General features: G+C 57.6%; 17 protein-coding genes and 1 pseudogene. 9 read left to right on the forward strand and 9 right to left on the reverse strand.

Annotated features, from left to right (window positions below; translation table 11 throughout):
* Positions 1–122 precede the first annotated feature (122 nt).
* Together rsmJ and prlC are read right to left on the reverse strand one after the other, a co-directional pair.
* On the reverse strand, positions 123–869 hold the full coding sequence (rsmJ, locus tag CLM71_RS22730; protein ID WP_105232997.1) for a 16S rRNA (guanine(1516)-N(2))-methyltransferase RsmJ: 747 nt from the start codon (positions 867–869) through the stop codon (positions 123–125).
* An 8-nt stretch (positions 870–877) separates the two neighbouring features.
* Positions 878–2,920 carry an oligopeptidase A gene (prlC, locus tag CLM71_RS22735; RefSeq protein ID WP_105232998.1) on the reverse strand — a complete coding sequence of 681 codons (2,043 nt, stop codon included), beginning with the start codon at positions 2,918–2,920 and terminating at the stop codon, positions 878–880.
* Between the two features lie 540 nt (positions 2,921–3,460).
* Between prlC and CLM71_RS24510 the strand changes: the two are divergent.
* A pseudogene (locus tag CLM71_RS24510) lies at positions 3,461–3,965 on the forward strand (DUF4225 domain-containing protein).
* Entirely contained in the window at positions 3,965–4,246 is a 282-nt protein-coding gene (locus tag CLM71_RS22750) for a hypothetical protein (protein WP_105233001.1), read from the forward strand. The pseudogene CLM71_RS24510 and the gene CLM71_RS22750 overlap by 1 nt, the downstream one beginning before the upstream one ends.
* Positions 4,247–4,319: 73 nt before the next feature.
* Here CLM71_RS22750 and CLM71_RS22755 read toward each other — a convergent pair whose 3' ends face one another.
* Entirely contained in the window at positions 4,320–4,739 is a 420-nt protein-coding gene (locus tag CLM71_RS22755; RefSeq protein ID WP_105233002.1) for an ASCH domain-containing protein, read from the reverse strand.
* A 126-nt stretch (positions 4,740–4,865) separates the two neighbouring features.
* Here CLM71_RS22755 and CLM71_RS22760 point away from each other — a divergent pair, with 126 nt between their 5' ends.
* Entirely contained in the window at positions 4,866–5,708 is an 843-nt protein-coding gene (locus CLM71_RS22760; protein WP_105233003.1) for a 23S rRNA (adenine(2030)-N(6))-methyltransferase RlmJ, read from the forward strand.
* Positions 5,709–5,840: 132 nt separating this feature from the next.
* On the forward strand, positions 5,841–7,193 hold the full coding sequence (gorA, locus tag CLM71_RS22765) for a glutathione-disulfide reductase (RefSeq protein WP_105233004.1): 1,353 nt from the start codon (positions 5,841–5,843) through the stop codon (positions 7,191–7,193).
* An 11-nt stretch (positions 7,194–7,204) separates the two neighbouring features.
* Here gorA and CLM71_RS24055 read toward each other — a convergent pair whose 3' ends face one another.
* Positions 7,205–7,354, reverse strand: coding sequence for a hypothetical protein (locus CLM71_RS24055; protein ID WP_158684855.1), 150 nt, complete (start codon positions 7,352–7,354; stop codon positions 7,205–7,207).
* Between the two features lie 260 nt (positions 7,355–7,614).
* Between CLM71_RS24055 and CLM71_RS22770 the strand changes: the two genes are divergently transcribed.
* Positions 7,615–8,109 carry a molybdopterin-dependent oxidoreductase gene (locus tag CLM71_RS22770; protein ID WP_105233005.1) on the forward strand — a complete coding sequence of 165 codons (495 nt, stop codon included), beginning with the start codon at positions 7,615–7,617 and terminating at the stop codon, positions 8,107–8,109.
* Complete coding sequence (locus tag CLM71_RS22775; protein WP_105233006.1) at positions 8,106–9,890, forward strand: ATP-binding protein; 1,785 nt, start codon at positions 8,106–8,108, stop codon at positions 9,888–9,890. The genes CLM71_RS22770 and CLM71_RS22775 overlap by 4 nt, the downstream gene beginning before the upstream one ends.
* Here the strand turns inward: CLM71_RS22775 and CLM71_RS22780 are convergent.
* The 4 genes from CLM71_RS22780 to CLM71_RS22795 form a co-directional block, all read right to left on the reverse strand.
* Entirely contained in the window at positions 9,880–10,731 is an 852-nt protein-coding gene (locus tag CLM71_RS22780) for a helix-turn-helix domain-containing protein (RefSeq protein WP_105233007.1), read from the reverse strand. The genes CLM71_RS22775 and CLM71_RS22780 overlap by 11 nt on opposite strands.
* 446 nt (positions 10,732–11,177) lie before the next feature.
* On the reverse strand, positions 11,178–14,240 hold the full coding sequence (locus CLM71_RS22785) for an autotransporter outer membrane beta-barrel domain-containing protein (RefSeq protein WP_105233008.1): 3,063 nt from the start codon (positions 14,238–14,240) through the stop codon (positions 11,178–11,180).
* A 93-nt stretch (positions 14,241–14,333) separates the two neighbouring features.
* Positions 14,334–17,438, reverse strand: a complete 3,105-nt coding sequence (locus CLM71_RS22790) for an autotransporter outer membrane beta-barrel domain-containing protein (RefSeq protein WP_105233009.1) — start codon at positions 17,436–17,438, stop codon at positions 14,334–14,336.
* Positions 17,439–17,859: 421 nt separating this feature from the next.
* Complete coding sequence (locus CLM71_RS22795) at positions 17,860–18,525, reverse strand: TetR/AcrR family transcriptional regulator (RefSeq protein WP_255427320.1); 666 nt, start codon at positions 18,523–18,525, stop codon at positions 17,860–17,862.
* Between the two features lie 254 nt (positions 18,526–18,779).
* Between CLM71_RS22795 and CLM71_RS22800 the strand changes: the two genes are divergently transcribed.
* The gene (locus tag CLM71_RS22800; RefSeq protein WP_105233010.1) at positions 18,780–20,006 is read left to right on the forward strand and encodes a Tm-1-like ATP-binding domain-containing protein; all 1,227 of its coding nucleotides are present in this window, start codon (positions 18,780–18,782) and stop codon (positions 20,004–20,006) included.
* A gap of 93 nt (positions 20,007–20,099) precedes the next feature.
* Here CLM71_RS22800 and spy read toward each other — a convergent pair whose 3' ends face one another.
* A complete protein-coding gene (spy, locus tag CLM71_RS22805; RefSeq protein ID WP_105233011.1) occupies positions 20,100–20,585 on the reverse strand; it encodes an ATP-independent periplasmic protein-refolding chaperone Spy in 486 nt (161 codons plus the stop codon).
* A 406-nt stretch (positions 20,586–20,991) separates the two neighbouring features.
* On the opposite strand from spy, the gene yhjD reads away from it, so the two are divergent.
* Both yhjD and CLM71_RS22815 read left to right on the forward strand, forming a co-directional pair.
* Positions 20,992–21,999 (forward strand): inner membrane protein YhjD, encoded by a 1,008-nt coding sequence (gene yhjD / locus CLM71_RS22810; RefSeq protein WP_105233012.1) that lies wholly within the window; start codon positions 20,992–20,994, stop codon positions 21,997–21,999.
* 342 nt (positions 22,000–22,341) lie between these two features.
* Positions 22,342–23,664: an MFS transporter gene (locus CLM71_RS22815; protein ID WP_105233013.1), complete on the forward strand. Its 1,323-nt coding sequence runs from the start codon at positions 22,342–22,344 to the stop codon at positions 23,662–23,664.
* The last annotated feature ends 55 nt before the right edge of the window (positions 23,665–23,719 follow it).

Below are 23,719 nucleotides of genomic sequence, written 5' to 3' on the forward strand. Positions count from 1 at the left end.
TGGCAGCATGCGATCGGGTTTGTGCTTTTTCCAGCAGGTTTTCAGATTGATGCAAAGAAATGAGAGGTAGATCGAGTAGGAAAGGCCCGGTTCACCGGGCCGTTTACTGACGGCAAAAACCGCTACAGCGGCATATAGATATCGAAACGGTGGTTTTTAGTTACCGTCGCAGCATGCGCCGGCACCGCCGCCAGCGGCGGCGCGTAGTCGGGGCGTTTCACCACAATGCGTTTGGTCGCCAGACGCCGCGCCGGCTCCAGCAGGCCGTCAGCGTCATCATCGCTGCCCACCAGCGACTGAAACACCCGCATCTCTTTTTTCACCAACGCGCTCTTCTGCTTGTGCGGGTACATCGGATCGAGATACACCACTTCCGGCCGCGGGCTGAGATCGGACAACGCCGTCAGGCTGGAGGCATGCAGCAGCGTCAGCCGCTCCCGCAGCCACGGGCCGATTTCCGCATCCTGATAGCCGCGCTGCAGGCCGTCATCCAGCAGTGCCGCCACCACCGGATTGCGCTCCAGCATCCGCACCCGGCAGCCGAGCGCCGCCAGTACAAAGGCGTCGCGCCCCAGCCCGGCGGTGGCGTCCACCACGCTCGGCAGGTAGCTGCCCTTGATGCCGACCGCCTTGGCCACCGCCTCGCCGCGCCCGCCGCCGAAGCGGCGACGGTGCGCCATCGGGCCGGAGACAAAGTCCACGTAGATCGCCCCCAGTTTCGGCTCGTCGCGCTTGCGCAACTCCAGCCGTTCCGGAGTCAGCACCAGCGCCATCTGCGCCTCGTCGTCCGAGGTCAGCTGCCAACGCTCGGCCAAAACAGACAAGGCGCCGGGATCGGCGCCTGCTTCACACAATAAACACACGCTCACGTGTCTGGTTATCCTTTAATGCCGTAATGGCGCAGCATAGCATCCAGCTGCGGCTCGCGGCCACGGAAGCGTTTGAACAGTTCCATCGGCTCTTCCGAACCGCCGCGCGACAGGATGTTATCCAGGAAGGCGCTGCCGGTTTCGGCGTTGAAGATCCCCTCTTCCTCGAAGCGCGAATAGGCATCCGCCGACAGCACTTCCGCCCACAGATAGCTGTAGTAGCCCGCCGCATAGCCGCCGGCAAAGATATGGCTGAAGGCATGTGGGAAGCGGCCCCAGCTCGGCGACGGCACCACGGCGACCATTTTCTTCACTTCGGCCAGCAGCGGCAGGATCTGCGCGCCGGTTGCCGGGTCATATTCGTAGTGCATACGGAAGTCGAACAGGCCGAACTCCAGCTGGCGCAGGATAAACAGCGCCGCCTGGTAGTTTTTGGCTTCCAGCAGCTTGTCGAGCAGCGCTTTCGGCAGCGGCTCGCCGGTTTCATAGTGGCCGGAGATAAACGCCAGCGCTTCCGGCTCCCAGCACCAGTTTTCCATAAACTGGCTCGGCAGCTCGACCGCATCCCACGGCACCCCGTTGATGCCGGCGACGCCGGCGGTGTCGATCTCCGTCAGCATATGGTGCAGGCCGTGGCCGAACTCATGGAACAGCGTGGTCACTTCGTTATGGGTAAACAGCGCCGGCTTGTCGCCCAGCGGACGGTTGAAGTTACAGGTCAGGTAGGCGACCGGCTTTTGCAGCTCGCCGTCCGCCTTACGCAGTTTGCCGACGCAGTCATCCATCCAGGCGCCGCCGCGCTTGTGCTCGCGCGCATACAGATCCAGATAGAAGCTGCCGCGCAGCGAGCCGGCGGCGTCAAACAGGTCAAAGAAACGCACTTCCGGATGCCAGGTATCAACGCCCTGACGCTCTTTGGCGGTGATGCCGTAGATACGCTTCACCACCTCGAACAGCCCGTCCACCACGCGTTGCTCCGGGAAGTAAGGACGCAGCTGCTCATCACTGATGGAGAACAGGTGTTGTTTCTGTTTTTCGCCGTAGTAGGTGATGTCCCAGGCCTGCAGTTCATCGACGCCATAGTGCTGCTTGGCGAAGGCGCGCAGCTGCGCCAGCTCCTGCTCCGCCTGCGGGCGGGCGCGCTTGGCAAGATCGCTCAGGAAGTCGATCACCTGCTGCGGGTTTTCCGCCATTTTGGTCGCCAGCGATTTATCGGCGTAGGTGTCAAAGCCCAGCAGCTGCGCCAGCTCATGGCGCAGCGCCAGCGTTTCCGCCATCACCGCGCTGTTGTCCCATTTACCGGCGTTCGGCCCCTGATCGGAGGCGCGGGTGGTAAAGGCGCGGTACATCTCTTCACGCAGCGCCTGGCTGTCGGCATAGGTCATTACCGGCAGGTAGCTCGGCATGTCCAGCGTCAGCAGCCAGCCCTGCTGCTCTTTGGCCTGCGCCATCGCCTGCGCCTGCGCCAGCGCGCTTTCCGGCAGGCCGCTTAATTCGGTTTCATCGGTAATCAGCTTGCTCCAGCCCATGGTGGCGTCGAGCACGTTGTTGCTGTAGGTCGAGCCCAGCTCGGACAGGCGCGCGACGATTTCACCGTAGCGCTGCTGTTTTTCCGCCGGCAGGCCGATGCCTGACAGCTCAAAGTCGCGCAGCGCGTTTTCCACCGCTTTACGCTGCGGTACGCTCAGCTGCGCAAAGCCGTCGCCCTCTTTCAGGTTGCGATAGGCCTGATACAGCCCTTCGTGCTGGCCAACCCAGGTGCCGTACTCAGACAGCAGCGGCAGCGCCTGTTCGTAAGCTTCACGCAGCTCCGGACTGTTTTTCACCGAGTTCAGATGGCCGATCGGCGACCAGATGCGCGACAGGCGATCGTCCACTTCCGCCAGCGGTTGCACCAGGTTGTCCCAGGTGAACGGCCCCGGCTGCGCCACCACCCGCTCAACTTCAGCGCGGCAATCGGCCAGTGCGGATTGCACCGCCGGCACAATATCTTCCGGACGGATAGCGGAGAACGGCGGCAGGGAAAACGGTGTCAGCAACGGATTTGTCATAGGGCAGTCCTGATTATCGTTGGGGCCGGCCACGCCTGGCCGGCCTGAAAATGCGTGTGTAAGGATTAACATGGTGCCAGACGGCAGGAAAATCAATGGCAGGGCCAATAGTGAGACGATTTATTCACCCATTTTTTAACTTTCATATGCCAATATCCTCTGCCACAGCTTGGTTTCCCCCTAACCGAGACTTCATCAGGTATTTTATACATTGCTCACCATGTTATGATTAGTTATGTTGCTCACAATGTTATAGAGGACCACTTAGGGAAAATTATGGATAATCCACTAGGTTTTAATCAAAGGCTCAATAGTTATTCACAAGTAATGGCACGCCAACACGGCCGTTCATTACTCGAATTATCTAATAGGGTGAGTCGTGACTTCATAAAAGATAATACGTTAGCAAATAAATTCAGACACGAAATATTATGCTTTGTGAATAATAAAATTGAAAAGTGTCAAGAATCAGGTAAAGCTTCAACTCTTGCCATACAAGAGTTGAAGCAAGAGTATCACGCGTTACAACAACAGGAAAACATGCTTAGGGCTAATAAAGTTACGCCCTACGCTGTGATGAAAAAGAAATTTGATGGCAATTCATCAAAATATGTCTTAGCAGGGATTGGTCTTCTATCAGGTATAGGGCAGATAATTCTAGGAATAGGACTAGATTGGACCGGCGTCGCCGTTGTTCCTGGCACATTATTGATGGTCAATGGTATCAACAATGTTTATGAAAATGCTCACATATTGAAAAAATGTCATAGGTCCTGCCCGAATAGCTTACCGGGCTTCCGCATCTTTCTTTGGGTATGATGAGGATAAAGCAGATATTGTATATGGTGGAGTAGATTTGCTCCTTTCTGGGTATGGAGCATTGAGAATGTCTCTGAAGCCGGAAGCTTGGCGTTTATTTAACTATATAAATACAGATTATGTTAGAGCATGGCGAAACATGGGAAAAGGTGCCATGGGTTTAGAAATCGCAGCTGATGGCGCCACAATAGAAACAATTTATCATAAAGGCTCAGGGGGTCATTAATGTGGTTTTACTACATTCTTTCAGCATTAGTCGCCTTGTTTTTTCTTAGCATAAAGCTGAAATACAGGCCCACGGACAACAAATTACCCGCGACAATACTCATGATAGTGGGCTGGGTATTGGCCACCTGGCAATTCATAATATTTGCCAATGGCAGAGCTTTATTTATTACAGATTCAACTCAATGGATCAGTGATAACTGGCTTCTGCGCTACTCCGCATTAGCATTTGCGATCATACATATCATCGCCACGTTTGAGTTTAAAGCGAAAAAACGCTAATACATTTGCCGTCGATAAGGCTGGCGACACATGTCAGCCTCGCGATGCACACGCCGCCCGAGTACAGCCTTGTTCATTCCCCCTCAAGAACCGCCACCCGATCAAACTCCTCAAACACCAGCCACATATCCGGCGCAAAGGTGCCCTCGCGGGTGAAAAACGCCTGATGACCCTCGCGCCAAAAAGCCAGGCTTTTATCGCCCTCTCCCTCTTTCGCCGCCAGCTCGGCGCTGACGTCGCAGAAGCGGATAAGCAGCAGTGCACGCGTGCGGATCACGCAGCGCGCCTCGCCCCTGCCGTCCAGAATCACGCTGTAGTCGCCGACCAGCGGCGCTTTCTCCTGCCGGTAGGCAACGTAAGAGCTGCAGGCTGCCGTTTTCTCTCCCGCGATTACCAGCTGCAGTAGTTCATCCGCCAGCTGCGGGCTGTCGCCGAACGCCCAGCGCAGTGCGTCGGGATATTGCTCCAACAATATGTTCTGTTTACTCGTCATTCCTGGCTTCCCTCATTGGCTGACAATGCATTTCACTTTTTCCCCTACGAACAGTTTATACTGTTTGCAGATGACTGCCTTATCGAGCACGCTCCGCAGACGGAGCACAAGGAATTACCAAACGCCATGCTAAGTTACCGCCACAGTTTTCACGCCGGCAACCACGCCGACGTGCTGAAGCACACCGTTCAGAGCCTGATCATTGAGTCGCTGAAAGAAAAAGAGAAACCGTTCCTGTATCTGGATACCCACTCCGGCGCGGGGCGCTATCAGCTGAGCGGCGAACACGCCGAACGCACCGGTGAATATCTGGAAGGCATCGGCCTGCTGTGGCAACGCGACGACCTGCCGGCAGAGCTGGAGGCCTATATGGGCGTGGTGCAGCACCTGAACCGCAGCGGATCGCTGCGTTATTATCCGGGATCGCCGCTGATCGCCCGTCAGCTGCTGCGTCCGCAGGACAAGATCCACCTGACCGAGCTGCACCCGAGCGATTTCCCGCTGCTGCGCGGCGAATTCCAGAAAGACGAACGCGCCAAGGTGCAGCGCGCAGACGGCTATCAGCAGCTGAAATCGCAGCTGCCGCCGCCGTCGCGCCGTGGTCTGATCCTGATGGACCCACCGTATGAAATGAAAACCGACTATCAGGACGTGGTGAAAGGCATCCAGGAAGGCTATAAACGCTTCGCTACCGGCACCTATGCGCTGTGGTATCCGGTGGTGCTGCGCCAGCAGATCAAACGCCTGCTGAAAGAGTTGGAGGCCACCGGCATCCGCCGCATTCTGCAAATCGAGCTGGCGGTGAAACCGGACAGCGATCAGCGCGGCATGACCGCCTCCGGCATGATTGTGATCAACCCGCCGTGGAAGCTGGAGCAGCAGATGCAGAACGTACTGCCGTGGCTGCACAAAACGCTGGTGCCGTCCGGCATCGGCCACCATCTGGTCAACTGGGTGGTGCCGGAGTAACCGGTCGCCGCAGGCGCGCACGCCGCGCCTGCGTCCACGCCTATCACAGCCATCGACGCAATCTTTGCGACAAACCCACCTCAGGCGTTAAACTCTATCCTCTTCAATTTACACAACTCATGGAAAACCCAGATGACGAAACATTACGATTATCTAGCAATTGGCGGCGGCAGCGGCGGTATCGCATCGATCAACCGGGCAGCCATGTATGGCCAGAAATGTGCGCTGATTGAGGCCAAAGAACTTGGCGGCACCTGCGTCAACGTGGGTTGTGTACCGAAAAAAGTGATGTGGCATGCGGCGCAGATCGCCGAGGCGATTCACCAGTACGGCCCGGACTACGGCTTTGACACCACGGTCAACGCGTTTGACTGGAAAAAGCTGGTCGCCAACCGTACCGCCTATATCGACCGCATCCACAACTCGTACGACAACGTGCTGGGCAAAAACAAGGTTGACGTGATCAAGGGCTTCGCCCGCTTTATCGACGCGCATACCGTGGAAGTCAACGGCGAGCAAATCACCGCCGACCATATTCTGATCGCTACCGGCGGCCGCCCGAGCCACCCTGACATTCCGGGCGCGGAATACGGTATCGACTCCGACGGCTTCTTCGAACTCGACGAGATGCCAAAACGCGTTGCCGTGGTGGGTGCCGGCTATATCGCCGTTGAGATCGCCGGCGTGATGAACGCGCTGGGCGCGGAAACTCACCTGTTCGTGCGTAAGCACGCGCCGCTGCGCAGCTTCGATCCGCTGATCGTCGAGACGCTGGTGGAAGTGATGAACACCGAAGGGCCAAGCCTGCACACCGAATCGGTGCCAAAAGCGGTAGTGAAAAATGCCGACGGCAGCCTGACCCTGCAGCTGGAAAACGGCAGCGAATTTACCGTCGACAGCCTGGTCTGGGCGATCGGCCGCGAACCGGCGACCGATAACCTGAACCTGGCAGTGACCGGCGTGCAGACCAATGACCGGGGCTACATCAACGTCGACCAGTTCCAGAACACCAACGTACCGGGCATCTACGCCGTCGGCGACAACACCGGCGCGGTTGAACTGACGCCGGTCGCCGTGGCCGCCGGCCGCCGCCTGTCCGAGCGCCTGTTCAACAACAAGCCGAACGAGCACCTGGACTACAGCAATATCCCGACCGTGGTGTTCAGCCACCCGCCGATCGGCACCATCGGCCTGAGCGAGCCGGAAGCGAAGGAAAAATATGGCGAAGACAGCGTGAAGGTGTACAAATCCTCCTTTACCGCCATGTACAGCGCCGTGACCCAGCACCGCCAGCCTTGCCGTATGAAGCTGGTCTGCGTGGGCGAGAATGAGAAAATCGTCGGCGTGCACGGCATCGGCTTCGGTATGGACGAGATCCTGCAGGGCTTTGCGGTCGCCGTGAAGATGGGCGCCACCAAGCAGGACTTCGACAATACGGTGGCCATCCACCCAACGGCGGCGGAAGAGTTCGTCACCATGCGCTAAGCCCCTGCGGTTTAGCCCTGCATCAAGGCCGGTTGCCCATCGCAACCGGCTTTTTTTGTCCCGGCCGCCTGCCCGCCCGCGTGCGATACTTTCCAATGCGTAAAGTTTTCATACCGCGCAAACCGGCGGTAGCACAGCGATTCCGCCAGCGCTGCCGTCATTACAGCCGCCCGTCGTACCGCTGGCCTGCCAGACGTTCTGCGGCGTAATCCGCGCTAAACACCACGACTACGCATCGAAATGCCGGGAACATGTGATATTCTTGTCTCAATCGCCACGTGCTATTCCCGGTTAACGGGAAGATTTGCCGGCCCGGGCTGCCTCTGCATCAGCCGCCTGAATAATTCGCGGTTTTCTGTCACTGTTTAGCCTGCTAAATTTATCTCTTGGCCCCTTGCCTTTCATTGCGGAGAAATTCCCGATGCTGTCGACCCTGATCAGAACCCTTACCCTGGCGCTCTTCGCCCTGATCGCCACCCAAACCTCCGCGTTAAGTTTTACTCTGGAAGTTTCTGGCAATATCAGCCATTTCACCGATACGGCCAACAAACGCTATGTGTTTAGCGACCAGGATCTGTTCGCCATGCCGGTCAACTCGATTTCCACCTCCACCTCGTGGACGCCGCGGCGTAAATTCGACGGCGTAGCGGTTGCGGACATCCTGAAAAAAGTGGGCGCCAAGGGGCAGACGCTGTCGATGCATGCGCTGAACGACTATTACATCGATATTCCGCTGTCCGACGTGGAGAAATACAACATTATCCTGGCCTATAAAATGGACGGGGAAATGTTGAAGATCCGCAACTTCGGCCCGCTGTTTCTGGTTTATCCACGCGATGAAAGCGGCCCGGAGTTAAATTCGCCGCTGTATAACTCGCGCTTTATCTGGCAGGTCAACAGGATCGTGATTAAATGAAGCTGACCCAGTTCAAGAACGGCAGCCGGCTGGCGATTCCGGCCATTTTCGCCGCCCTGTTCATTGTGGCTTCCACCATCACCCTGTATTACTACAGCGCCACGCTGTCGAAAAAGGGGTTGTACGCCATCGCCGGTACGCAGGAAAACTACTCGTGGTCGATCGCGAAGTTCTCCATCAAGCTGGCGGAGTTCGAAACCTATGTGGAACAGCTGAAGAATGCGCCCAAGGTGGATATCGACGCGTTAAGGCTCAGGTTCGAAATTCTCTATTCGCGCTTTTACGTGCTGGAGACCGTATCGGAATCCACCCAGCCGCTGTACCGCGAAGCCGGCTATCCCGAGGTGATTAAGCAGATGGTGGCGCAAATGAATCAGCTCGACCATCTGATCAGCGCCTCTCCGCCGAACCTGCAGGAAATTACCCAGTCCATGCAGCAAATGAAGCCGTTTGCGGTCGAGATGGCCAACCTGGCCGACCATGCGGAAGTGAAGCAGCGCACCGTCGCCTACAACGACTATATTGAGAAGCGCCATATTATTTTCTACGGCCTGGTGATCATCATGTTCTCGGTGATTGCGCTGGTCGCCATTACGCTGATAGTCCTGCGCCAGCAGCGCATTACCATTCAGCAGCAGGCCAAGGCCATCGAGGCGGAAAAAGCCACGCACTCGAAAAACGCCTTCCTCGGCGCTATCGGCCATGAACTGCGTACCTCGCTGCAGAGCATTATGTCCGCCATTGACGTATTGATGAATACCAATGTGTCCACCGAGCACGTTGATACCTTCCAGCGGCTGGAAACCGCCGCACAGCAGATTGAAACCCAGATGAAGGATTTGACCGACTACGCGCATCTGGACAGCGGTATGATGGAACTGCGCATTATGCCGTTCAATGCTGAGCAACTGATTCAGCAAACCACCGATGAAGTCGGCATGCTGATGAGCAAAGAGCAGATCACATTGTTGTGCGAGGTCGACTTCAGCCACGCGCAAATGTATTCCGATCCGCTGCGCATCCGCCAGATTCTGGTCAATCTGCTGACCAACGCCTTCAAATACACCGAAAGCGGCACCATCACCGTGCACGGCTGCCTACGTCGCCAAACCGGCGGCAATGCGCTGATGTTGGAAGTGACCGATACCGGTATCGGGATGGAAGAGGAAAAGCTGGGGCAGATATTCCAGCCGTTTACCCAGTTGGATCAGTCGAATACCAAACAGTACGGCGGCGTCGGCATGGGGCTGGCGATCGTACGCGGCCTGGTCGCGCTGCTGCAGGGCACCGTTACCGTTTACAGCGAACAGGGAAAAGGCAGCACCTTTATCGTCAGCATTCCGGTGGAAGTCAGCGAAGATCAGACGGAAGAAGAGGCGCAGCCGCAGGCGCTGTCCGATATGGCGATGAAAGAACAGCAGGTGCTGGTAGTGGACGACAACAGATCGGTGGGAGAAGCCTTCGCCGCCCTGCTGGATAAACTGGGCTATCAGCACGAGCTGTGCGATTCATCAGAGCGCGCGCTGCAAAAGCTGCTGCGCCGGCCTTACGATGTGCTGTTGCTGGATTTACAAATGCCGGGTATCGACGGCGCGGCGCTGGCGAAAAAGCTGCGCGGCCAACGCGGCCCCAACCGCCATATTCCGATTATCGGCATCAGCGCCCAGACGCCGGAGCTGCTGACGCTGGAGCAACGCGCGCTGTTTGATGATTACCTGATAAAACCCGTGCGGCTGGAAGCGCTGTCCACCGCACTGTCCGCCCTGTTCCTTAAAGGTTAAAACAGCGCTGCAGCGCGGCTTCAATCACATGCAGCCGCACCGGTTTTTCATACGGGCCAAGCACGTCATAATCGCGCATCGCCTTGGCGATTTCTGACTCGCGCAGCCCGGTGCCCAGTTGGCCGGTCAATACCAATACCGGCGCATCCGGGTTATCAGAGGCGCGAATCGCTTCGATGCATTGCTCGGAGGTTTCCTGCCCGATCAGCCAGTCAACCACGTAACCGTCGAACAGGCTGCGGCTCAGCGCCTGTTTGAACGTCTGAACATCGTAAAAAGCAACGGTGTTAAAACCGCGGCTGTTCAGGTATTTGGCCAGTTCATCCGCCGCCTGATGCGAATCATCCAGCACCGCGATGCTTAACCGCTCATCGTCGACATTCGTCGGACGAATCTCGATCAGCTCCACGCAATAGCGGCTGCCGGCCGGCGCCTCATCGGCCCGGTAAATCACCCACTTTTCGTCTTCCTGCTGCGCGACATATTCAGAAAAACGCCCGCCGCTGACTTCGCTGCCGATGTATGCCACGCAAGGAATCGTCATCCCGGCCGGCGAAAAGATGGCATCTCGTGCAATAGTTTGCGCAGGAGGCTCATTCTCCACGTTGATATCCACAATGGCCGCCGGCGTTTCGTCCAGCGCCGCCGCGACGCTGTTGATCTGTTCCAGCGTCCAGGGGCTCTGCCCTTTCAGCTTGCGGTGGGCATGGGAAAAACTTAGCGCCAGAATACGGCTAAGCTCCTTTGCTTGCTGACGTTTACCGATCCCGTGATGAAGAAAGAGTTCTCTGACCCGGTTTGCAATCGACTGCGAATCGAATTTTTGATGATTGTTATCCATTTTTTCCTTCGATTTTTTCTAATTTTTCAGTCGCTTTGACATGTTATCGTGTTCGAACATCATTCAATATTAGCATCATATGCAAGATTAATCTCAAACATTGCTTGACACACCATGTTTTATAGTCAAACATGGTATCAAAAGCTACACACAGCAACACACTATAAAAATAAAACACCAGTACTTATAACCATAACGACACCAGGGAAACTCGTTCAGGTTGCCGGTTCTAAAATACAGTATGCATTAGGACAACGGCACACCGTTCAGAGTAAAAGCCTTTATCGCTAATAATAAAGATGTACCCCCCATTGAACCGGCTCCCATCAGGGGGCCGTTTTTTTATGGGATTTTACCGGTAGGAGAGGAGATTAGGGCAACTTTTCTGCGGAAAAAAACAGGATCGCCGTTGGCGACCCTGTTTTTAAGGATGGATATGCCTGGGATCAGAAGCGCCAGGTGAAACCGGCGTTGACGCTGTTGTCCTGATGACGGTCCGACAGCAACCCGCCGTAGCCCAGCGACAGCGACGCATTCTGGCTCACCGCCACGTCCGCGCTGGCCTTCAGCAGCAGGCCGTCGCGCGATACCGGCACGCTGTTGCTGACGAACGCCGCATCACCGCCGCGGAACTTCAGCCCGGTGCCGCGCTCCAGCTCGCCGTACTGATGCTGCCAGCCCGCCTCGCCGCGCAGCGTCACCGCCGTTTCACGGCTCAACTGCCACTGATGGTCCGCACGCAGGCCCAGCGTCGACACCGTGGCGTCCGTGTGCTGCTTGTCGCCGTGCAGCGCCGCTGCGCCGCCGTCTTCGCTGATGCCGTTGTTCTGGAAGTTGATGTACGCCAGATTGGCGAACGGCTCCAGGTTCACCCATTCGCCCTGCACGCTATAGCCCGCTTCCGCGAACAGCTGCTCGGTGCGCGCGCTGTATTTCGCCGTCGCGCGGTCCGACTGCAGCCCGTAGTTCACCGAGCGCGCCGTATCAAACCGGTGCCAGGTGTAAGACCCACCGGCACGCAGCGCCAAATCGCCGTACTGTTTGCTGCCGTATACCGCCAGGTGGTAGTTGTCGCTGTCCGCATTCGAGCCGTAGCCGCCGTCCAGCGAGGTGCGGGTATAGCCGGTCGCCACACCCAGACGCCAGTCGTCGTAGGCCGAATCCAGACCCAGCAGCACCCCGTAGGTCGAGGCCTGATAGCCGGTGGCGTTCACGTCGCCCGACGCATGGTCCCATGCCCCGACAAACTGCGCCCACGCACCGCCGTCATCCGCCTTGATGTCCTGCGACGTCGCCAGCCCTTCCGCCTGACGCAGGCGGCTGTTCAGCGCATCGCGCAGGTAACGGCTGTCGTTCACCTGCGCCGAGGCGATATCCGCGTGGATCTGCCCCGACAGCTGGCGGAACGCCTGCCGCGCCTGCCCGGCGCTGCCGGAGGCCAGAATGCTTTCATACACCGGGTTGCCCACCGTCAGCGCATCCGCCGCCGCCGCCACCGCTCGCTCGTTCTGCGTGGCCGCCACGCTGGCGAACGCGGTGTCATTACGCGCCACATCCGCCGTCAGCCGGTTGCCCTGCGTGGACAGCGTGGCCGCCAGGAACGGCGAAGTGGTTGTCGCGCCGTCAAACTGGCCGCTGATCCCCTGCTGCGCCTGTAAAATGTCATACTGGCCGATGGCGCTGCCGCCGGCGTCGCCGTTCAGTACGTTCTGCTGATCCAGCAGCATCGCCACTTCGCCGCCGTCGATCTGCGCCGATCCGCCGCTGACGATCCGATCGCTGCTGCCGTCCGCCGCTGCTTCCACCGCGTAGCGCGAGCCGGCGGCAAAGGTCACGTCGTTGGTGACGTTCAGCGTGCCGATCGAGTTGCCCGGCGCCACGACGGCACCGGCGTTGGCGGTGAGTGAACCGATACGGCCCGAGCCGCCGAGCGCCCCGCCGTTCCCTACCGTCACGTCCGACACCAGCGTGCCGTTCACCGCCAGCAGCCCCTGATTGACCAGCGTCGGCCCGCTGTAGCTGTTATTACCGGTCAGGTATAACGAACCGGCGCCCTCTTTGGTCAGGCCGCCATGGCCGGAAATATCGTTCGAATAGACTTCCAGACCACAATGTACATCGTCGCAGATACGCTGATAGCGCGTGCCGCTATCCACTTCCGCCCCCACGCCCGGAATGTTGGCGACAAACTGCGTCGGGCCATAGGCCACGCCATCGGCATCGGGAATGCGGAACGCTTCCGGGATATCCTGCTCGGTGTAGAACATCCCCGGCCCGTTAATCGCCTTGCCGAGGTTAATCATCCCCCAGCCGTACAGCGCGTCAATACCGGGTGCTCCCATATCGGTGGCGGTGGTTTTCAACACATCGGCAATTTGCGCCGTCGACAGGTAAGGGAAACGCTGCAGCAATACGGCAACCGCGCCGGTCACGTGCGGCGTCGCCATCGAGGTACCGTTTTTATTGCCGTAGTCCGACGTCAGCTGCTGTGGATCGGAACCGTTGGCCACCGCGCTGTAAATTTTGCTGCCCGGAGACGCAACGCAGAAGCTGGCGGTGTAACCACAGCGGGATGAGAAGGAACTGAGGGTGTAAGGCACGCTATTGGCCGAGGCATCATCCTGCGCCACGCTGGCGACAGTCAGCCAGTTCGGCGCAATATCCGGCACAAAATAGCCCAACCCGCTGATGACGTCCGGCTGGTTGTAGTTACCGTCGTTGCCCGCGGCAAACAGCACCAGAATATTGTGGCGTGCGGCATCGATCGCCCCCTGATAGCCCGCGCCGGCCAGGCTGCCCAGCAGCGGCTTCACCTGATTGAACTGCTCTTGCGCATCATGGAATTCAAAATGCAGCGCATCCGGATCCTTACCGCCGTCGGACAAGAAATCCGGAATGCTAACGCCCCAGCTGTTATTAATCACCCGTACACCGCTTTCGATCATCGCCTGCCAGCCGGCGTTGGTTACCGCGCCGTCCAGCCCCAGAAACTCGCCGTAGGCCGGACCGTCATTGTCGTTGTCCACGCTGATAATCTGCGAATCAAACGCCACGCCGTGCATCCCCGCACCGTCGCGGTTGGCGGCAGCGATCCCCGCCACATGCACACCGTGATTGCTCAGCGTCTCGCCGTTGTAGAAATGGAAACTGCCGTCGAAATAGAACGGATCGCCGGCGTTAATGCCCGGCCGGTGGGGATCGGTATAGGCGCGAATGCCCTGCGTTACCACATTGATCAACTTGCCGTCGCCGGCAAACTCGGGATGCTGGTTATACACTGGCGTATCCAGAATTCCCACTTTTTGTCCTTTGCCGGTGTAGCCGGCAGCGTAGGCCTGGTCGGCATGAATCGCCCCCAGCCCCCAGTCGGCGTTAAACTCGTCGCTGCGCCAGCTGGCCGGGTCTCCGACTTTCCCCTCGTTTGCCTGTACGCTGCCTGCAGCTAACAGTGAACACAGTAAGGCATTCAGTTTCCATGTCGGCTTTTTCTTTCCTGTAAATGCTTTCATTCCCGTTACCTTTGATATTTGTTCTGCACGTCACATGGGAAATCGGGCCGCCCGAACGGGCGGCCCTGAGTTTAAGGATGGATAGGCATGAGATCAGAAACGCCAGGTGAAGCCGGCGTTGACGCTGTTGTCCTGATGACGGTCCGACAGCAACCCGCCGTAGCCCAGCGACAGCGACGCGTTCTGGCTCACCGCCACGTCGGCGCTGGCCTTCAGCAGCAGGCCGTCGCGCGATACCGGCACGCTGTTGCTGACGAACGCCGCATCACCGCCGCGGAACTTCAGCCCGGTGCCGCGCTCCAGCTCGCCGTACTGATGCTGCCAGCCCGCCTCGCCGCGCAGCGTCACCGCCGTTTCACGGCTCAACTGCCACTGATGGTCCGCACGCAGGCCCAGCGTCGACACCGTGGCGTCCGTGTGCTGCTTGTCGCCGTGCAGCGCCGCTGCGCCGCCGTCTTCGCTGATGCCGTTGTTCTGGAAGTTGATGTACGCCAGATTGGCGAACGGCTCCAGATTCACCCACTCGCCCTGCACGCTGTAGCCCGCTTCCGCGAACACCTGCTCGGTGCGCGCGCTGTATTTCGCCGTCGCGCGGTCCGACTGCAGCCCGTAGTTCACCGAGCGCGCCGTATCAAACCGGTGCCAGGTGTAAGACCCACCGGCACGCAGCGCCAAATCGCCGTACTGTTTGCTGCCGTATACCGCCAGGTGGTAGTTGTCGCTGTCCGCATTCGAGCCGTAGCCGCCGTCCAGCGAGGTGCGGGTATAGCCGGTCGCCACCCCCAGACGCCAGTCGTCGTAGGCCGAATCCAGACCCAGCAGCACCCCGTAGGTCGAGGCCTGATAGCCGGTGGCGTTCACGTCGCCCGACGCATGGTCCCATGCCCCGACAAACTGCGCCCACGCACCGCCGTCATCCGCCTTGATGTCCTGCGACGTCGCCAGCCCTTCCGCCTGACGCAGGCGGCTGTTCAGCGCATCGCGCAGGTAACGGCTGTCGTTCACCTGCGCCGAGGCGATATCCGCGTGGATCTGCCCCGACAGCTGGCGGAACGCCTGCCGCGCCTGCCCGGCGCTGCCGGAGGCCAGAATGCTTTCATACACCGGGTTGCCCGCCGCCAGCGCATCCGCCGCCGTCGCCACCGCTCGCTCGTTCTGCGTGGCCGCCACGCTGGCGAACGCGGTGTCGTTACGCGCCACGTCCGCCGTCAGCCGGTTGCCCTGCGTGGACAGCGTGGCCGCCAGGAACGGCGAAGTGGTTGTCGCGCCGTCAAACTGGCCGCTGATCCCCTGCTGCGCCTGTAAAATGTCATACTGGCCGATGGCGCTGCCGCCGGCGTCGCCGTTCAGTACGTTCTGCTGATCCAGCAGCATCGCCACTTCGCCGCCGTCGATCTGCGCCGATCCGCCGCTGACGATCCGATCGCTGCTGCCGTCCGCCGCTGCTTCCACCGCGTAGCGCGAGCCGGCGGCAAAGGTCACGTCGTTGGTGACGTTCAGCGTGCCGATCGAGTTGCCCGGCGCCACGGTGGCGCCGGCGTTGGCGGTGAGTGAACCGATACGGCCCGAGCCGCCGAGCGCCCCGCCGTTCCCTACCGTCACGTCCGACACCAGCGTGCCGTTCACCGCCAGCAGCCCCTGATTGACCAGCGTCGGTCCGCTGTAGCTGTTGTCGCCGGTCAGCACCAGCGTGCCGATGCCCTGCTTGGTCAGGCCGCCGTGGCCAGAGATATCATTGCTCCAGATATCCAGGCCGCAATGGACGTCATCACACACCCGTTCAGTCGGTTTGCCCCGATCGAGCACCGCGCCGACGCCGGGCAGGTCGACGACGAACTGACCTGAACCATAGGCCACGCCTTTTTCATCCGGCACGCGAAATGCTTCCGGAATATCCTGCTCGGTGTAGAACATCCCCGGCCCGTTAATCGCCTTGCCGAGGTTAATCATCCCCCAGCCGTACAGCGCATCAATACCGGGATCGCCCATATCGGTGGCGGTGGTTTTCAGCACCGATGCCACCTGCGCGCCGGTCATATACGGGAAGCGCTCCATCAGCACCGCGATGCTGCCGGCAACGTGCGGCGCGGCCATTGAGGTGCCGCTGTACTTGGCGTAACCGGTGGTCAGATTGTCCGGGGTCGTACCCTCAATGACCGAACTGTATACCTTCGTCCCTGGTGCCGAAACGCAGAAACTGGCGGTGTAACCGCAACGGGAAGAGAAGGTGCTGATAGCATAATCGCCCGTGCCGTCAGGATCCTGCAGGCTGGCGACCGACAGCCAGTTAGGCGCGATATCCGGCACAAAATAGGCCAGTCCGGCCATGGCATCGGGGTTATTCAGGTTATCGTCATTGCCGGCGGCAAAGATGGTGACGATACCGCTGCGCGCCGCGTCAATCGCCCCCTGATAGGCGCCGCCCGGTTTGGTGCCCAGAATCTGTTTGATCTGCTCGAACTGTTTACGCGCATCGTCGACGGTAAAGTGGGGATAGGCCGGATCGGATCCGCCCTCGGCAAACTTATCGGTGATGCCGATCCCCCAGCTGTTATTGATAATCCTTGCGCCGCTGGCGATCAACGCATCCCAGCCGGCCTTGTATACCGCCCCGTCATTGCCGAGAATAATGCCGTCTTCCGGGCCAGGGTCGCCGTTCTCCGCGCTGATGATTTGCGCATTGAAGGCCACGCCGTGCATTTCTCCGCCGTCACGGTTACCGGCGGCAATACCGCCGACGTGCGTACCGTGTGAACCTAACTCGCCGTCCGACCCTACGCTCGGCGTCCCGTCATAGCGGAAGTCGTCCCCTTTCTTGACCGGAATATAAGGGTCGGTATATTCGCGCACCCCTTGGGTCACCAGGTTGATCACTTTGTCCTGGCTGGCAAACTCCGGGTGCTGGGCATAAACCGGCTGATCGAATATTCCCAGCTTGACGCCTTTACCGGTGTAACCGGCGGCGTAAGCCTGGTCGGCATGAATCGCCCCCAGCCCCCATTCGGCAGTAAATTCATTACTACGCCAGCTGGCCGCATCGCCTGGCCGACCATTTTCCACATAGGAGGCGGCCTGCGCCCCGCTGCCAATCACCGCTAAAAAACAGGCGATGGCGCTTAATTGCATACGCTGCTTCACCGGTGCGGTATACGCCGTCGGCGCCCGCACCGGTTTATTCTCTTTACGTTTACTGTCCATCCCAGATACCGTCCATTGTTGTTTGCAAATGTTTTATTGGTTTTATGTGTTACGTTTCTGTAACACCAAATAAATAAAGCACAACAATGGCCATTTCGCCCGGCAGGCAAAAACGACGGTAAACGCCATTGCGACAAAACATTCCGCTGGCCGGGGAAAGAAAAGGGAGGTGGAAAAGTGAGGGGTACTAATTATCGCATGGCATTAATCTTATTTGGCGGGGAGCGGCTATAAATATAATCGCATGATTATTAGTGAGTTATCAAATGATTTGTGTACAAACTATTTGCCTAAAATAAGATATAAACAGAATATGGCGTTAGTTATTATCAGTAAAAATTATAACTACATAGCCTATTCATTTAGTGAATAATTCTACATTCAACGCCGGCATCACGCTAAAAATGGATTATCCTGCTGGTTATTTTTTGCTGTTGCGCACATCTTCTTCGGCCTGACGAATAATCGCCTTCGCCATCCACTGAGTCACGTCCTGAATACCGCTCAGCTCCAGTCCCCAAATATCTTTCAATACCAGAAAAACTTCTGAACCGTAAATCAGTGAAAAAGCGTGGATCACGCGCTGCAGCGCCTCCGGAGGCAATTTATCCTGCAACGGCTCTACCGCCAATTTCAGCAGGCGTTTACGGTTACCACGCACGAATTTCTCCCCCGGCGTGGCATTGGCCCACTGTTGCAGGGAAAGTTGCAACGCCGCACGCAGCGCGCCTTCGTGCTGCTCCATTTGCGGGTAAGCAAACGCCAGCAACTGCTGAATGCGCAGCAGCGCATCGTCATCATTTGGCTCCCACTGCAAAATCGGCCCCAGACTTTCAGCCACCACGGCGGTAATCAGGGCGCTTTGCGTCGGGAAATAGCGATAAGCGGTAGCGCGGGATACCTGCGCATGAGCCGCCAGTTCGGTAATCGACGGGAACGCGCCGTCATCGTACAGCTCCATCGCGCTGGCAAGCAGCAATTTGCGCGTTCTGGCGCGCGTATGGGTTAGGGGTTCATCCCGCGGTGCGGGAAAAGCGGATAGCGACACATCGACCTCACACAAATCATGCCGGCTCACAGGCGGCATAATGAAAAACCTGACTGGCAGGATCCTGGCCCTTCCAGCGTCGCAAAAGCGAACTATAAATACAAAAAATGAGACCCTCGTCTCATTTATCGTCAAAAAAGGCTTGCATTAATGATACTGCCGTCTCATTATGTATATAAATTCATCGGCTGTATCTTATTGTATCAACATCAGGGTTCCAAATTAATATTATAAGTTATCATTAGAAACAACCAGTTCGGCCCTCATAGCCGACCTTTTTTCAGGAACAGACGATGAGAAATACCCCAACCTTTGTCTATATTGCTACCACAGCAGATACCAAAGGACAAGAGTTGGCGTATGTGCGTGGTTTGATTGACAGCCTCGGTTTACCCACCATCACCGTCGATCTTTCCACTCACAACATGCCCGCACGCTACCCGGCCGACATTTCGGCGGCCGACGTAGCCGCTTTTCATCCGGAAGGCGCAACCGCCGTCTTTTGTCATAATCGTGGTCAGGCGATCGCCGCCATGGCCATTGCTTTCGAACGCTTTATGCTGTCGCGCAACGACGTCGCCGCTCTGTTGGGCATGGGCGGCTCCGGTGGCACAGCCATGATCACGCCGGCAATGCAGCAGCTGCCTATCGGCCTGCCCAAGCTGATGGTCTCCAGTATGGCTGCCGGGGACGTTTCCGGCTACGTCGGCGCCAGCGATATCGCCATGCTGTATTCCGTGACCGACATTGCCGGCCTGAACCGTATTTCACGCAAGGTGCTGGGCAACGCCGCCCACCAGATCGCCGGCGCGGTGCGTTTCCATACCGATGAAGACGTGCTCAGCAAACCCGCCACCGGTTTGACCATGTTTGGCGTGACAACGCCGTGCATCCAGGCCGTGACCCGCGCCATTGAGGCGCAATGGGACTGCCTGGTGTTTCACGCCACCGGCAGCGGTGGACAGGCCATGGAAAAGCTGATCGACAGCCAGCTATTGAATGCGGTGCTGGATCTGACCACCACCGAGGTGAGCGATTATCTGTTCGACGGCGTGCTGGCCTGTAACGAAGACCGTTTTGGCGCTATTGCCCGCACCGGTATTCCCTGCGTGCTGTCCTGCGGTGCCATGGATATGATTAATTTCGGCCATCCCAAAACCATTCCGGCACGCTATGCCGACCGACATTTTTATAACCACAACACCCAGGTGACGCTGATGCGCACCACCGCTGAGGAAAATGCCCATATCGGGCGTTGGATTGGCGAAAAGCTGAACGCCTGCCCGGGGGAAATCCGTTTTGTGGTACCGGAAGGCGGGCTCTCGTCGCTGGATGCGCCCGGCCAACCTTTTTGGGATCCGCTGGCGCTGCGCGCCTTTACCGACGCGCTGGAACAAACTCTGGTGCAGACCACGCGACGCCGGCTGATTAAAACGCCCTATCACATCAACGACGCACGGTTTGCCGACATCGTGGTGGCGCAGTTTCATGACATCACCACGGTGAAAAAAAATCACTAAGGCCATTGTTCTCGCCAGGATGGCGCATGGCAAAAAAATATAAAAAAAGGCCAGAATAATCTGGCCTTGTTATTTTGCACATCACACTATTAATTACTCGGCAGCCTCGTGCTGCGCTTTCATTTTATTCATGTGCTCCATCATTTTCTTTTCGTGTTTCTGATAATTCTCATTGTATTGTTTTTTCTGCTCTGGCGTTAACAGGTTATACATTTTATTTTCGGCCTTGGCGCGCGCCAGCATGCGTTCGGACTGCGCTTTGCTGATAGTGTCAATTTGCGCTTTGGCTTTGGCTTCATCAAAGCTGTCGGAAGCCACTAACGTATGCAGCGCCTGACGCTGCTCTTTCATGCCATGACCGCGATTCTGGTGCGCTTCTTTCATGATGTCGCGCATTTGCTGGCGCTGCTGCTCGGTCAGGTTCAGCCCCGCGAACGGGCCGCCTTTCCCCTTGTGGTGCATCATTTTCATCGGCGCGCTATCTGCTGCCGCGGTGGTGGCGGTATCGGCCGCAAAAGCCATAGAAGCAGAACCCAGCGCCAGGGTAGAGGCAACAAATAAAGCAGTCAGTTTACGCATAATTATTTCCTTAAAATATTCTTTATCAGGAGCGCTGTACTTAACAGGCTCATCGTGTCGTCGGAGATAATAATAGGCTCAAGAATATAGATTAATGCGAAGGAGTGTAAACTTTTTAAAACCAAAAAAGGGTTTATTCATCAATTATGAGCAAATTATGGAGATAGCGTCTGCCCTTTGACAAGATGTATCCCATAACGAAAAAAAGCGGGATAAATAAGGTAACACGCGCTGATTAATTGCGCAGTCTAATTTACCTCAGCGTCTGGTTTTTATCACTTTTAATGTGCGCTACCGCACATGAAGCCCGCAAAAACGCCAATTCCCTTCGTCGGGGTCAAATCCATGGCCGGTTTGGCTATAATGGTGAAGGTTATAGGTTTTTATATAAGGAAAGCGTGACGTAATGCCTACAGGATCCGAGAACACTTCCCAACCGCGCCAAACGGAAGAATCAGCCAAGCCGCTGATCGACATCAAGACCGGGAACCACAAAATTGACAAGGGCATCTCCGGTTTTTCCCGTCTGGTTGAACATATCAAGGCCAGACCGGGCATTGCCCACCTGCTGCGCGCGGCCGAGCGCTTTAATGACCGGCTGGGCAGCCAGTTCGGCGCCGCCATTACCTACTTCTCTTTCCTGTCGCTGATCCCCATTCTGATGGTGTCGTTCGCCGCGGTAGGTTTTGTGCTGGCCTCCAATCAGGACCTGCTGACCGAACTTATCGACAAAATCGTCGGCAGCATCAGCGACCCGACGCTGGCCAATACGCTGAAAAACACCGTCAATACCGCCATCCAGCAGCGCACCACCGTTGGCCTGACCGGTCTGGCGCTGGCGCTCTACTCCGGTATCAGCTGGATGGGCAACCTGCGCGAAGCGATTCGCGCCCAGTCGCGCGACGTCTGGGAGCGTAATCCGCAGGATCAGGAAAAAATCTACTTTAAATACACCCGCGACTTTATCTCGCTGACCGGTCTGGTGGTGGCGCTGATCGTCACGCTGTCGCTGACCTCAATCGCCGGTTCGGCGCAGGCGGCCATCGTGCGCGCGCTGGGGCTGGACGGCATCGACTGGCTGCGCCCGGCGATGACGCTGATTGCGCTGTCCATCTCCATCTTCGCCAACTATCTGCTGTTCCTGTGGATTTTCTGGATGCTGCCGCGCCACAAACCTAATAAGAAAGCGCTGTTCCGCGGCACGCTGATGGCCGCCATCGGCTTTGAAGTGATCAAGTTCGTGATGACCATGACGCTGCCGCAGGTGGCAAAATCTCCGTCCGGCGCGGCATTTGGATCGGTGATCGGCCTGATGGCCTTCTTCTACTTTTTTGCCCGCCTGACGCTGTTTTGCGCCGCCTGGATCGCCACCGCGCAGTATAAGGACGATAAATCACCATCGGCCAAGCCATAACGGCAGCCGGCCAATCGCATGAATATACCGGTCATCAGCCTATGACCGGTTTTTTATGCCAAATAAGCGCGCAGATATCAGAATATAAATCTAACTAACGGCTGACGTTTCAGCCAAAAGCAGCACAACACACTACCCATCTACTTTTCTTTCCGCCTTTTCCAGCCATTCCCACTGCTTTGCCTTATTTTTGTGACGTTAAACTCCACAGATAAACACAAAGGTAAAACTTTAATCTTATTAAGCGTTTATTTCCCGCATTGTACAAAGTTACGCCATTGAAAAGGGGTTTTGCTGTGGCATAAGATGGCCTTTTACATAATGAAAACATAAGAAATAACTATGCAAGCCACCATCACAACATCCGCCGACGCCAACGACGCGTCCGCACCAATCAATTCCCGGGGAAAAGTGCTGGTCGCTTCGCTGATCGGCACCGCTATCGAATTCTTCGACTTCTACATCTACGCCACCGCCGCGGTATTGGTGTTCCCGCATATCTTCTTCCCGCAGGGCGACCCGACCACCGCCACCCTGCAGTCGCTGGCGACTTTTGCCGTCGCCTTCGTCGCCCGTCCGATCGGCTCAGCGCTCTTCGGCCACTTTGGCGATCGCGTCGGGCGCAAGGCTACGTTGGTCGCCTCGCTGCTGACCATGGGCATTTCCACCGTGTTGATCGGGCTGCTGCCGAGCTATGAAACCATCGGCATCTTCGCCCCGCTGCTGCTGGCGCTGGCGCGTTTTGGCCAAGGTCTGGGGCTCGGCGGTGAATGGGGCGGCGCGGCGCTGCTGGCGACCGAAAACGCCCCGCCGCGCAAACGCGCGCTGTACGGCTCCTTCCCGCAGCTGGGCGCGCCGATCGGCTTTTTCTTCGCCAACGGCACCTTCCTGCTGCTCTCCTGGCTGTTGACCGACCAACAGTTTATGGAGTGGGGCTGGCGCCTGCCGTTTATCCTTTCCGCGGTGCTGGTGTTGATCGGCCTGTACGTGCGCGTATCCCTGCATGAAACGCCGGTGTTCGCCAAAGCGGTGAAGGCCGGCAAGCAGGTGAAGATCCCGCTCGGCACCCTGCTCAGCAAACATCTGAAGGTCACCATTCTGGGCACCTTCATTATGCTGGCGACCTATACGCTGTTCTATCTGATGACCGTCTACTCCATGACCTACGGCACCGCCGCACAGCCGCTGGGCCTCGGCTACTCACGGGAAAGTTTCCTGTGGATGCTGATGCTGGCGGTGATCGGTTTTGGCGTGATGGTGCCTATCGCCGGCCTGCTGGCGGACGCCTACGGCCGTCGTAAAACCATGGTGGTGATTACGCTGCTGATGATCGGCTTCGCCTTCCTGTTCCCGACCATGCTCGGCTCTGGCAATCAGGCGCTGGTGATGGCTTTCCTGCTGTGTGGTCTGAGCATTATGGGGCTGACCTTCGGCCCGATGGGCGCGCTGCTGCCGGAGCTGTTCCCGACCGAAGTGCGCTATACCGGGGCTTCTTTCTCCTACAACGTCGCCTCAATTCTTGGCGCGTCGGTCGCGCCCTATATCGCCACCTGGCTGAACGCCAACTATGGCCTGTTCTACGTCGGGATGTATCTGGCGGCAATGGCGACGCTGACGCTGCTTGCCCTGCTTTTGATGAAAGAAACCCGCCACCAGTCGCTGTAACCACCTCAGTGGCCCGCCTCCTGCGGGCCGCTGTTTTCTGTCATCAAAAGCGTTT

This window comes from Serratia sp. MYb239 (genome assembly GCF_002966855.1).
Taxonomy (GTDB): Bacteria; Pseudomonadota; Gammaproteobacteria; order Enterobacterales; family Enterobacteriaceae; genus Serratia_B; species Serratia_B rhizosphaerae.